Raw genomic sequence first — 11,154 nt, 5'->3', positions numbered from 1 at the left:
CTTTTAATACCTCTAATAGCTATAATACCGGATAAAGAGTATTTGTCAAAAAAACAATATACATGACGGACCTTTTTGATATACATGACGGACCTTTTTGATATACATGACGGACCTTTTTGATATACATGACGGACCTTTTTGATATACATTTTCCCGCAAACCTGCGGTCTATCAAGATTTCTCCATCGCCTAATGTATTTAAATGTAGTTCAAATGTAACTACTAATGTATTGACATACGCGCGTAAGCTCAAAAAACTTTTAATTCTTTTAGTTTTTGAGAACTAAAAATGTCAAAAAGACCTTGGGGAGAACCTCTCCCCAAACCCCATACAAGATCAAAAACAAAAACTTGGTCGCTACGCTCCCAAAAAGGTGTGGCTACGCCACGTTTAACTCCGGCTCTGCCTGCGCGCCTTTGGCTTGCCCTAGCGCGCTTCGCTTGCGTGGTTCAAGAAAACCTCGCCCAGGGGCTCGGAGAACGGTCACGATGTTCCCTTAAAACCTAGAAACTAGTCGGCAAGTTTTTAGTTGCTGCTTCTGCTAGTTCCTGATAATAAGCATATTTTGGAGCGTCTTTGGGTAGTTGCTGACAAAGCTGCAAGATGGTTTCCAACTTTGCCCTATCTGTATTTACGGTTCCTGGAATCAAGACTGATCCTAAGAATCGATAAGCTTCTGATACTTGATCTAGCTGTTTTTCAAGTTGTAAGACATGTTCTTGTTGGGCTTCTTGGTGTCGCTGGACCATGTATTTTTGTTGATTGGCAAGTAACAAGGCTTGATTTCGACGCTGTAACTGCCCTTTTTGACCCTCTAAGTGGGCATAGGGGTTGATTTGATAGGCTTTAAGAGCGTTCTGCTTGTGCTGTTCAGCTTTTAATTGGCGTTGAAGAGATTGGGTTGCTGATCGCCCATACTGGCTTGTTTTAATGGGTTTGACGGTTAACTGACCTGCACGATATTGATACCATAGGACTTCTCCCATGACACGCATGCGGCCGTTGATGGCACCTACACTGAGTAAGCTTAACAAGATTAAGAAGCTCACTAATATGCGCCAACGGAGCTGATAAAAGCTCTGAATGATCGTGATCACATTTAATCGCCTCACTTTGGGATAAAGCATAGCCACATCAGGCACGCCGTGATGACGACACCACCTAGGAAGGTCAGCGCATAGCCCCAGTAGACAGCCTGACGGCTGTGCTTCAAATCGACTTGTAAAGCTTGGCTTGCTTGATTTAAGCGTGTTGCTTCCTGAATGGCCTGTTTGAGCGTCGTTTCAGCTTCAGCGTTGATTTTCTGAGCGTTTAAATCTGTTTTAGCTTGCGCAAGCAAGGCTTTATGACTGGTTTCAAGCTGTGCTTTAAAGTCTGCTAATGCATCGTCTAACCGACCATCAGCAATTTGGCGGTCTGCCTGTGCATCACCAAATAAATGTCCGCGATCAGCGGCGTACAGCTCTTTAATGGTTTGCTCAAGGTGAGCCGTTAATTGAGCAGATTCGGCTAAATGAAGCCGACCATCTCGCAGGCCTTCTAAAAGTTCGGTAACTAAGGCTGTGATTTCTGATTCTGAAAGTGTCATTGTGCTTGCTCCCTATCGTTCCAGTGTAGGTCCTTCATTGTGACGTTGTTGTTGCCTACTTTTGGCCCGCTGTTGGGCTTGGGTCCGTTGCTTTTGCTCACCAATGGCTTCGTTTTCCTTAATCTTGCCTAGCAATTGCTGATAAGTTTCAGAGTGTGCCGGTGTTTCGGGTGGTTTTGAGGCAGAGGTTAACTCAGCTTCCAGTTTTTGTTTCAGGGCAACGTAATTGCTCCTTACTTGATTTTGGAGATAGGCGCTAATTGTTTGTGCAAATCGCGGTATTGCTTCGCTAAATCGTTGTAACTCTGCTGCAAGTGGTTTAATTGCTGTTTTAATGCGTTGTCGGAGTTGGCGATAATGGGTTCCCATTGATCGAGCTTTTTGTTCCATGTGTCCACTTGTGTTTGCAAGACGCTCAAAGTTTTGAGTTGCTGATGCATGGTTTGGTTCTCGTTGTTGAGCCGTTCGTTCTCTTGATTGAGTTTGGTATTTTCGTTGTTCAGTTGCTCGATGAGCGTTAATAACTCGCTGTTGTTCTTGCTCGGATAAGCGTTGTGCTTCTCGAGCTTGGGTTCGGTTTGCCAACTCATGCGTGATTGCCTCCTTTTCGTAACTTGTCCCTAGTTTGGGGCCGCGCACTCGTCGTTGCTTGTTTTGGGCGTCTAAAAACGCGTATGAGACGTTTTGACCGCGATCATGAACTGTAACACCTTTTTCGAATAAATACGCTGAGAACGCCTTAAAATCGATTGTACGTGAATCTTGCATGACCGAATCAATACGGGAGCGCAGATCATCTTTCCAGACGTAAGCGCCTTTGGCGCTTATTTTGCGTTCTGCCAAGGTATGACGTTCTTGTTGTTGCGAGTGGTGTTGAATCACTGAAAGTCCGTGTTCACGGACAAGGGTGTCGTTAATCGCCGCAACGCGAGCAAAATCGTTTTGATGATGATACTTGCGACCGGTAATGAGGTTAGGGGCATTGATGATGATGTGATTATGGAGCTTATGACCATCACCATCTAAATGGGTGTAGACGGCAATCTCATGATTTGGCGCGATCCGGCGACCTAGTTCAACTCCTAGCGCATTGACTTGTTGCCAAGCGGCTGGATCCGCGGCATTAAAGTCTTCAGGCCCGAAGGACTGAATGACACGAAAGGCTTGCGTTTTCCCACGATTGCCGAATAGTTCACGGGTAGACCGCATCTGACTGCGGACGTGGTTGAGATCAACGTTTTCGCCACCACGGGCCACGGCTCGATCCCTTAACTTAGCCACGAGCTCATCATCGACACCCTGCTCACGCAGCCAGGCCCGATCCGTTTCCTTGAGGCGATTCTTACCTTCCGCATAATTAATCGCGGCACCAGCACTCACTGCACGACTTAGCTTAACTGTTGCCATATCGCATCAACCGCCTCTCGAATTTCCTGCATTTGAGCTTTCTGTAAGGCAGTCAAATCACCGGCGTTGGCGTGATAGGCCAGTTGGTTTAAGTTGGTGCCCAGGTGACGCAGCGCTAAGTTGATGGTAACGGCGTCTTCGTGACTAAATTTAGGTTCGCGAAGTCGGGATTTCATAGCCAAGGACTTGGCATAAGCACTCACGGAAAGCCCGAAGGGTGCAGCTGATTTTTGAAGTTTCTCGTATTGGTCAGGATCAAGACGAAAATTTATTTGAGGACGTTTGGGGATCATGAAAACGAACCACCTCTCTATAGGGCTAATACCCTCCCGATTTGGTCGGCGATTGGCCAAAGTTATGTAAGGCCAGACGATCGCGTTGCTCACGTCCAGTCTAACATAATTTAACCGTAGGGCAAGCAGTTCATTTGCTAGACAATTAGGTATCGCTACGCTCCCCAATTGTCAGCAAATGGCTTGTAAGAAGGGCGCTTCGCTCCCCTCTTAACTCCCCACAAAAACAGCCGTTACCGAACAGGTAACGGCTATGAAAATCGATCAATTTTGCAAAGCAAAATCGACAAAAAACTCGGAGACTTTTAGTATGTCCGAAGTCACACGCCAAAATAATCAAATTGTTAAACTCAAGTAGTGTTTAGCGAAGCAGACACTAGTCCAATTGAGCACTTTGAAAAACTGTGATTAACGGCATACTAATATTCACCGGCCCCTACTCATGAGTGTGACTCTTTCCATAGAAACGTTGTATGGCAAAAATCAGTGCCAGAAAAACTAGGTTTGCTACAGCAAACCATTCATTTTTAGAGAATAGTAAACCAAGCAGTAAAATGGAGCCAGCAATAAGCAAGACGTTCAGAAATGTCTTCATTTGAAATCGATCTCCCTTCTGAGAAAAAATATTTGCGAGAATGAATAGTAGGACTTATAATTAAATTGTAATACAATTTGTGGTATATTGTTAGGTTAATTATGAAGGGAATGAGAGTAATGTTAAGCACGGTGGAAAAACTCCATATGACCAAAATGGAAAAGACGGTTCTAACTATTGGCTCTTTTGTTATTGCTGCGTTAATGGTAACAATTCTTTTCACTAACATTTATTTTATTGCAAACAAACTCGGAATTCATTTGGCCCCAGGGTGGTATCAAGATATGGTTAATTATGTGTCAGCGGGAGGATCACTGGCAGGTGCTTTTTCAGTTGTTGCAGGCGTTACCTTGCCAGCATGGATTGTACCGATCGCTACTGCATTTGGAGCAGTTAGTGCTTAGAATACTGTATTATTGACGAAAGCTCTTGGACGTTATGATGTCCAAGAGCTTTTGTTTTTTTGGGGGGAGCACAGTGAAAGAAAAAAATAAAGTTAATGCAGCAATATTCTTGTTTTTGCTGGCATTCACAACGATTCAAACTATATTAACACTGAATATACTTCGCAATGAAACTTCATCATTAGGGAATTTAATTGAGAAGCTACCACTTTATATTTCTGTTGGTATTTTTGTCATCGGGAAGATGGTTGTGGTTTACTTTACTATGTTTGTTATTTCTATTCTATATCGATTACTTTTAAGGAAAACAACCGGTACAATAATATACTGGGGGTACGGAGTTGCATTTATTTTATTAAGCGTATTTGAAATTACATATTTACTGATTTTTAATTCACCTATACAAGTAGTGCCAAGATCAATAATGGAGACGTTTCTATACACAGCTGTCTTGATATATGTGGCTAGGAGTGAATCGGCAATACTTTACTGGAAAATTATATTTATAGTATTTGCTTTCATTTTGACGGCCGGCACATCAATATTTAATTTAATAAAGGGTCTAGTTTAATAAGGTGGGATGGATTTGAGCCTTGAAAGAGTGTACAGATTAATAAATGTTCGGCCATTCTTATCATCCTTTGTTTCTGTATTTACAGGTTGTGCAGCTGGCTATCTGCTGAGCGGCGATGGAAAAATTCATTATATAAGCCATAATCCATTGACGCTCATAGATATTAAAAATGTTGGAGAAATTTTAATTCGGAATCTTTTGTTTGTGATTGTACTTGTCATATTGTCAATTATTAACAGTCGTTTGCCACTGATAATACTTTTTCTTAATGCAGCCGTTGTTGGTATATTACTTCAGCGTTTAGGAATTCAGCAATTTATCTATGTGGTTTTACCTCATGGAATTCCAGAAATGACAGCAATTGTAATTATTTCGGGGACTTTGATTAAATATCATATTGCAAGCTTTCGAGAAAAGATGAAAAAGTTAATTTGGCCGTTAGCACTTTACTTTACATCTGTTTTTTTTGAGGTTTATATAACGCCATGGTTGGTTTCGATATTCCTTTGATATTTATACTGTAATTATTTGCAATGTTTGCTGCAATGATTTGAGCCGATTAATGCTGAAACTGCATAAGATCCATTTTAAGCTATTAGGTTAAGCCTATAGTTATTATGATACTTATTTTTCTCTCTAACGGCATGTTTTGCAAACGTCGCTTTATCTGGAAAGGAGGAGGGATTTTTGCATCTTGGAAAGAAATTTTAATTATATAATTTAGTGGCTGGTGAAAGCTATATAAAAACTGATACAACAGTCTTTTAGCAACTGGTCTTCCGCTTAACAGTTCCACAGCACTTGCTATACGGGCGATCTTGACAACACGAATCGAGACAAAAGATTAAGCTTTAAAAAGACAAATTCATTTTTACGCAGCAAGTGCACTAAAAATCGCAAATATCGTGTTTTCTTGCGCACTTAAATTAATTTTATCCGAATTAATAAACTGATTGCGTCTTGGCATATCAGTGATTGTGCAGCTATCAAGCCAGCTTTCACCAGCCACTAATTTAGACTTTGAACTTGTTAGTGAGTTTTATCATATGCACCAAGTATATCGAAAATGAAATCTAGTCCATTTCAGCATGGTGCTGTGTGAGAAAGACGGACTGCGTTTAAAACGATTAACGTAGAATATCGATTAAATTTTTGTCAGCGGCTTGTTTGGCAGGTAAGATGCCGAAAACTAATCCCACCGAGGAAGAGACGCCAAAGGCTAAAAAGAAGGTATTAAGTGTTATCACGGCATTAAAAGGTAACATTAAAGAAATGAGAACAGCGGTTCCATAACCTAAAGCGAAGCCGATTAAACCGCCGGAGACTGTTAAAATAATGGCTTCCAATAAGAATTGCCACATAATAAGGGTTGGGGTTGCGCCAATGGCTAGCCTAATGCCAATCTCTTTGGTTCGTTCTGAGACGGAAATATACATCATGTTCATCACACCAATTCCAGCGATAAACAACGAAATGCCGGCAATAGCACTAATAAAATAGGTGAGCCCTTTAATGACCTTGCTGATGCCGCTGAGCAATGCGCCCGCATCGAAATAATAATAGTCCCCTAATGATCGCTGACTGCCTGACTGTTGGAGCAGTTTGACCGCCTTTTTTGCTTGTTTTGAAACGTTGCTGCCAGTTTGAAAAGTTAGTTTAAGTCTATTACCGCTGGTACTAGTCTGGTTCGCTAGATATGTTTCTTTCGGAAGATAAATATCGGCGCTATTATCAGTCGAGATCACGCCAATAACCTGATAACTGTAGCCGTTGATAATAAGCGCAGTGTGTAAAGCGTTTATCGTTGTGCGGAAACACTTTTTAGCGAAGCTGCGACTAATCATAGCGACTTGATTTTTAAGTTGCCGGTCTTGGGCGGAAATTTGGTAACCAGCAATGATGGTTAATTGGGTTGGTTTAACTAAGGAGAGCGAGGCCGTTTGGTTGGCATCGTTAACGAGGACATTTGACTGAAAGGGATTGTCTGGTTCTTTGGGCAGGGTTGCTTTGTCAATACCAATGTCATGCTGAACCGTTAACAAGTCGATATCACTTTGATTGAAACCCGGTGTAGGTTTGCTAGGGTTATATGGGATATAATCGATAGTTATCGATTGTTTGCCTGTTTGGGTTGTTTGTAAATTTTTTAAGGTGGCCTGTTCAACGCCGTTGCCTAACGAAATAATGGTAATGACGGAAGCGATGCCAATGACAATACCAATCACGGTCAGAAGGCTGCGCTTGGGGTTAGCGATGAGTGATTGCCAAGCAGTTGCTAGCAGTTCTTGAATTTTCATCAGTGAACCTCCTCATCGCTTTCGATCGTGCCATCAAGAATGCGAATAATGCGCTGACTTTGATTAGCGACCTGTTGATCGTGAGTCACCATGATAATGGTGGTGTGGTTCTCCCGATTGAGCTTTTGGAAAAGCTCAAGGATCTCAGAGGAGGTTTGGCTGTCTAGTGCCCCAGTTGGCTCATCAGCAATTAAAAAATTGGGTTTCGTAATAACCGCGCGCGCGATGGCGACCCGTTGTTGTTGACCACCGGATAAGTCGCGCGGTTTTTTGGTTCCTAAATCAGGCAGTCCGACCTGACTTAAAACTTGTTGAACCTCGGAGCGAATAGCCTTTCGTCGTTTGCCAGCATAGATGAGCGGAAGGCCGATGTTTTCGGCGACCGACAAGGTATCAATTAATTTGAAGTTTTGAAAAACAAAACCGACACTTTGGTTGCGTAATATTGCATAGTCGCGACGACTTTTCTTTTGGATGTTGTCGTCCATAAACCAGTATTCACCTTCAAATTGATCATCTAGAAAGCCAACAATGTTGATGAGCGTTGATTTTCCGGAACCAGACGGACCCATAATCGAGACAAACTCACCAGCATCAATCTTGAATGAAATATCTTTTAGGACATGGAAGCTAGTGGCCCCCTGTTTATAAAACTTGTTAACCGACTTTAAGCGAATCATTTAACCACCCTCATGCCGTCTTTGAGCGACTTATCCGGGTTGGTTACAATTCTTGCGCCTGATTTGATGCCAGTGGTTAGAACAAAGACGCCATTCTTTTTTGTACCCTCAACTGGCTGAAGATGGACCTTGTTTGCGCTATTAACTCGCCATACAAAGAGCTGTTTGTCACGCGTAACAACTGCTTTAGCTGATAGTTTGATTTCATCTTGTGGCAGGGCCACTTTGACACTTTGACCGTACATAAAACGGCCGTCTACAGGTACCGTAAACGGATAAGTAGCGATGTTTTGCTTATCGGTTGTGTCAGGCACCTGTGACAAATTCCGGACGACACTTGTTTGGGATTTGTCAGTGGCGATGGCTGTGATCTTTGCGGGGTGTTCGTTAGCTAGCTTGGTATAGTCATATTCGGTTACTTTTGCTTGGACGTGACGCTCATCAGAGTTGATGGTGATAACTGGATCACCGGTTTTCTCGTCATTGATGATTGTCAAGATACCAGCGAATGGCGCTAACAAGCTTTGATAAACCTTGTTCTTTAAGGTAGTGAGCTGTGTCTGCTGTGCTTGCAAATCGCGCGTCTGATCGGAGATGTCATCCTTGTTCTTATTGATCGTTTCTTGCAACGTTTCTCGTTCTGTGGCATCAGTGGACTTATTGAATTGGTCGATCACCTTGTTATTTGCGGTGATGGCACGATTCAATCCTTGCTGTGCTTTATCTAATGCGTTTTGTGCTTCATTAACTTGGTCTTGAACAGTTTGATCATAAACGGTTAGCAGAACCGCATCTTTGGCAACGTGATCGCCGTCCCTCACATTGACTTGATCAATCCGTCCAGTTGGATTATGTAAAAGCCGGGTGTCGTTGGCAACGATCTTCCCTGACTCAACAAGGTCGTCAGTGTGATGAATGCGTTGAATGGAATAAGTAGGTTTCTGGTCATGAGAAGCTGACGTTTGAAATTCGAATATCTTAATGGCCGTAATGGCCAGCAGAACTAATAAAAGAAGACAACCTGCGATGATTAAAGCTTTTTTGTGTTTCATTACTGCCTCCGACTCTATTCACTGTTTTATCCATAACGTTCAATATTAATAGCATACGGTCAGGACACGCTTGTGGCAACCTAACCCATAAGACGATGAGTTTTTGATTTTGTCGAAAACAATTATACCGATCCACTAGGGTTAACCCTAACGGATCGTTCAAAAACATTATAAAATAAGGCTTAAAATCTGATTCAAATAAGTGACCCGAAACGATTTCTGAGATCGTTTCGGGTATTTTTATGGGTAGTCGTCTGTAGCCATTGCTATAATTGACATTAGATCGCACGAGATGAGGACAGCTATGAGTAAGACCATCAAAGAACTTGCAGAGGAATTGAGCTTATCTAAATCTGGTATTCGTAAATATCTAACCGCGTCTTTTCGTGTGCGATACACACACGAGAGCGCACACCGTATCCTGATAGATGATGCTGGTATAAAGGTCATCAAGGAGATGATTGCATACAAGGGAGTACACTCGGAACGCACACAAAAGGCGCATGGTGTGCACACTGAACAGGCGAGTGCGCAGTCGAACAGTGTTCTTGTAGAGCAGCTTAGAGCAAAGGATAAGCAGATTGAGCACCTCCAGAAGCTACTAGATCAATCGCAACAGCTCCAACTAATGGCTGAGAACAAGCTTAAACGGCTGGAGATGCCTCAAAATGGACCTGAGCGCAGTTCTGAGCCAGGAGACGATCAAATCCACGACCGCGCACCAGAAGCCCCTCAAGCGACCAAAAATAGCCCAGAACAGCCAGTGCCTTTTTGGCAACGACTGTTTAGTCCACGGAAATAACAAAAGCCACCGCTAACTGCGGTGGCTTTTTCACTAAGTTTTACAATCTAAAAGCCCAACAGGGCAGGGTAGGAGCACGTAGACCACTATGATTTCACAAAGTGGGGTATGAGAGGCTAGGCAGGACGAATACTGCGACTAAGGATCATTATGTCAACTAAGTGCATTTTATAACGAAAATCGTCTAGATTTAAAAGACAATTAAGCGGGTACTGACGGCTTTTTTGGTATACTAATTTAGTCGCTACGCCTTTTCGCGTGATACCGCGCCTAAAGGAGGTGACAAGTATGTCTTCATTCGATTCAGCGGTTACCGCGCCGATCATCGTTGGTGTACTCTTGCTTTTGTTCGAGTACTGGTTGAACCACCACGATGACCGTAAGTAGCGACTAGGTTTGACCAAGTTTTGGCACCAGAACGTCATCCGTAGCGGGGTGGCGTTTTTTGCGTAAAAAGAACCGCTGTAGGTAGCGCTACAGCGGTTCCTGGCGACAATTATGTCTCCATTCGATTGGCATCAGTATAGCACAATTTCAATAAAAATGATAGATGTGCGATTATTTTATGCTTAATAAGACAGCTTGAACTCCCCCCTTCAAGCGATAAGAGCTGTTAGGCTTAGCTAAGTGAGGGTAGTTCAACTGGGTTCGTTTTATAACGAAATGTCAAAGATAATGTCACAGTTTTAAGCTTGTGTGAATGTTCGTAATGTCAAGTTGATAACCTGTAACAGCACGTCCTTGTTTGTTAGTCATCAGGGTAAATAGTGTTTGTGGGTAGAGCTTGCCAAGTTCACTAATAGCGGTTCCGAGAACTTTTTGCTTAAATCGTCCAGATTGCCAGTGAATGGGATCACCATGTGAATTGCTCCCTAAAAACCAACTCTGCCAGTCTGCAATAGAGCCCTTAATAGAGGTGCTCTCTAGCTTTCCATTAGAGTTTGCATTCCACAACTTCATCATGGTTAAAGCGTATTTAGAGCGCACATTAGCTAGTTCCGAAAGGTGAAAAGAATAGAAATTTTTGCGTAGTTGGAATACATACGGTGCTGCAGGACGGGAAAATTTAAAGTGAATAGCTCCATCTTCAACAAAATCAATATATTCAAAAAGTTGTGCCATTCTGAGGACGACTTTTCCTCCCTGATTTTTGAAAGATAGATACAATGCAGTTTGCTCGTTCAGTCGTTTAAAAGCTTCTCCGACACGACGATAGTTTTTCCCCTGAGAGCTTAAACCTAGATGATGAAGAATATCTGAGGTGCTTACGTTAAAGGCTTCTTCAAGTTTACTATCTGATTTAACAAAACTAAAACAATAATCCAAGACCTTATGTTCAAAAGATGTTAGGTTGCCAAAAGCCCGCGCCAAGTCATTGCCTTGTGTAACAAGATAGTCTTGGCGTTTAAGCAACGCCTGCATCGCCAGATTTTGTTTTTTGTTGATTGTATTTGCCAT

At 42.5% G+C, this 11,154-nt stretch carries 13 protein-coding genes; 5 read left to right on the top strand and 8 right to left on the bottom strand.

Annotated features, from left to right (window positions below; all coding sequences use genetic code 11):
• Positions 1-507 precede the first annotated feature (507 nt).
• The 4 genes from LBPC_RS14760 to LBPC_RS14745 are packed head-to-tail and all read right to left on the bottom strand — an operon-like array spanning position 508 to position 3,292.
• The gene (locus tag LBPC_RS14760) at positions 508-1,101 is read right to left on the bottom strand and encodes a hypothetical protein (RefSeq protein WP_003603539.1); all 594 of its coding nucleotides are present in this window, start codon (positions 1,099-1,101) and stop codon (positions 508-510) included.
• Positions 1,102-1,112: 11 nt separating this feature from the next.
• On the bottom strand, positions 1,113-1,592 hold the full coding sequence (locus LBPC_RS14755) for a hypothetical protein (RefSeq protein WP_003603542.1): 480 nt from the start codon (positions 1,590-1,592) through the stop codon (positions 1,113-1,115).
• 12 nt (positions 1,593-1,604) lie between these two features.
• Positions 1,605-2,999 carry a relaxase/mobilization nuclease domain-containing protein gene (locus tag LBPC_RS14750; protein ID WP_003663168.1) on the bottom strand — a complete coding sequence of 465 codons (1,395 nt, stop codon included), beginning with the start codon at positions 2,997-2,999 and terminating at the stop codon, positions 1,605-1,607.
• Positions 2,981-3,292 carry a plasmid mobilization protein gene (locus LBPC_RS14745; protein WP_003603544.1) on the bottom strand — a complete coding sequence of 104 codons (312 nt, stop codon included), beginning with the start codon at positions 3,290-3,292 and terminating at the stop codon, positions 2,981-2,983. Before LBPC_RS14745 ends, LBPC_RS14750 begins: the two co-directional genes overlap by 19 nt.
• A gap of 741 nt (positions 3,293-4,033) precedes the next feature.
• Here LBPC_RS14745 and LBPC_RS14740 point away from each other — a divergent pair.
• From LBPC_RS14740 to LBPC_RS14730, 3 genes are all read left to right on the top strand, one after another.
• Positions 4,034-4,291 (top strand): class IIc cyclic bacteriocin, encoded by a 258-nt coding sequence (locus LBPC_RS14740; RefSeq protein ID WP_003603546.1) that lies wholly within the window; start codon positions 4,034-4,036, stop codon positions 4,289-4,291.
• Between the two features lie 73 nt (positions 4,292-4,364).
• Entirely contained in the window at positions 4,365-4,862 is a 498-nt protein-coding gene (locus LBPC_RS14735; protein WP_016377575.1) for a hypothetical protein, read from the top strand.
• Between the two features lie 9 nt (positions 4,863-4,871).
• Positions 4,872-5,375, top strand: coding sequence for a stage II sporulation protein M (locus tag LBPC_RS14730; protein ID WP_003663162.1), 504 nt, complete (start codon positions 4,872-4,874; stop codon positions 5,373-5,375).
• A 617-nt stretch (positions 5,376-5,992) separates the two neighbouring features.
• Here the strand turns inward: LBPC_RS14730 and LBPC_RS14725 are convergent.
• Genes LBPC_RS14725 through LBPC_RS14715 form a run of 3 tightly spaced genes read right to left on the bottom strand, consistent with a single transcriptional unit; the run spans position 5,993 to position 8,894 of the window.
• Complete coding sequence (locus tag LBPC_RS14725) at positions 5,993-7,162, bottom strand: ABC transporter permease (protein WP_003603547.1); 1,170 nt, start codon at positions 7,160-7,162, stop codon at positions 5,993-5,995.
• Positions 7,162-7,842: an ABC transporter ATP-binding protein gene (locus tag LBPC_RS14720; protein WP_003603548.1), complete on the bottom strand. Its 681-nt coding sequence runs from the start codon at positions 7,840-7,842 to the stop codon at positions 7,162-7,164. The genes LBPC_RS14725 and LBPC_RS14720 overlap by 1 nt, the downstream gene beginning before the upstream one ends.
• Positions 7,839-8,894 carry an efflux RND transporter periplasmic adaptor subunit gene (locus LBPC_RS14715; protein WP_003603550.1) on the bottom strand — a complete coding sequence of 352 codons (1,056 nt, stop codon included), beginning with the start codon at positions 8,892-8,894 and terminating at the stop codon, positions 7,839-7,841. The genes LBPC_RS14720 and LBPC_RS14715 overlap by 4 nt, the downstream gene beginning before the upstream one ends.
• Positions 8,895-9,198: 304 nt before the next feature.
• Here LBPC_RS14715 and LBPC_RS14710 point away from each other — a divergent pair, with 304 nt between their 5' ends.
• Together LBPC_RS14710 and LBPC_RS16725 are read left to right on the top strand one after the other, a co-directional pair.
• Positions 9,199-9,696, top strand: a complete 498-nt coding sequence (locus tag LBPC_RS14710; RefSeq protein ID WP_016377574.1) for a DUF536 domain-containing protein — start codon at positions 9,199-9,201, stop codon at positions 9,694-9,696.
• A gap of 288 nt (positions 9,697-9,984) precedes the next feature.
• Positions 9,985-10,083 carry a type I toxin-antitoxin system Fst family toxin gene (locus LBPC_RS16725; RefSeq protein WP_018041624.1) on the top strand — a complete coding sequence of 33 codons (99 nt, stop codon included), beginning with the start codon at positions 9,985-9,987 and terminating at the stop codon, positions 10,081-10,083.
• Between the two features lie 291 nt (positions 10,084-10,374).
• Here LBPC_RS16725 and LBPC_RS14705 read toward each other — a convergent pair whose 3' ends face one another.
• On the bottom strand, positions 10,375-11,154 hold the full coding sequence (locus LBPC_RS14705) for a replication initiation protein (RefSeq protein WP_003600377.1): 780 nt from the start codon (positions 11,152-11,154) through the stop codon (positions 10,375-10,377).

Source organism: Lacticaseibacillus paracasei subsp. paracasei, from assembly GCF_000829035.1.
Taxonomy (GTDB): Bacteria; Bacillota; Bacilli; order Lactobacillales; family Lactobacillaceae; genus Lacticaseibacillus; species Lacticaseibacillus paracasei.
This window is presented reverse-complemented; position numbering and strand designations above follow the sequence as displayed.

Excerpts from the sequence above, each read along its gene's own strand:
- LBPC_RS14755 (WP_003603542.1), bottom strand. The coding sequence starts at position 1,592 with ATGACACTTTCAGAATCAGAAATCACAGCCTTAGTTACCGAACTTTTA.
- LBPC_RS14750 (WP_003663168.1), bottom strand. The coding sequence starts at position 2,999 with ATGGCAACAGTTAAGCTAAGTCGTGCAGTGAGTGCTGGTGCCGCGATT.
- LBPC_RS14745 (WP_003603544.1), bottom strand. The coding sequence starts at position 3,292 with ATGATCCCCAAACGTCCTCAAATAAATTTTCGTCTTGATCCTGACCAA.
- LBPC_RS14740 (WP_003603546.1), top strand. The coding sequence starts at position 4,034 with ATGACCAAAATGGAAAAGACGGTTCTAACTATTGGCTCTTTTGTTATT.
- LBPC_RS14730 (WP_003663162.1), top strand. The coding sequence starts at position 4,872 with ATGGATTTGAGCCTTGAAAGAGTGTACAGATTAATAAATGTTCGGCCA.
- LBPC_RS14725 (WP_003603547.1), bottom strand. The coding sequence starts at position 7,162 with ATGAAAATTCAAGAACTGCTAGCAACTGCTTGGCAATCACTCATCGCT.
- LBPC_RS14720 (WP_003603548.1), bottom strand. The coding sequence starts at position 7,842 with ATGATTCGCTTAAAGTCGGTTAACAAGTTTTATAAACAGGGGGCCACT.
- LBPC_RS14715 (WP_003603550.1), bottom strand. The coding sequence starts at position 8,894 with ATGAAACACAAAAAAGCTTTAATCATCGCAGGTTGTCTTCTTTTATTA.
- LBPC_RS14710 (WP_016377574.1), top strand. The coding sequence starts at position 9,199 with ATGAGTAAGACCATCAAAGAACTTGCAGAGGAATTGAGCTTATCTAAA.
- LBPC_RS16725 (WP_018041624.1), top strand. The coding sequence starts at position 9,985 with ATGTCTTCATTCGATTCAGCGGTTACCGCGCCGATCATCGTTGGTGTA.
- LBPC_RS14705 (WP_003600377.1), bottom strand. The coding sequence starts at position 11,154 with ATGGCAAATACAATCAACAAAAAACAAAATCTGGCGATGCAGGCGTTG.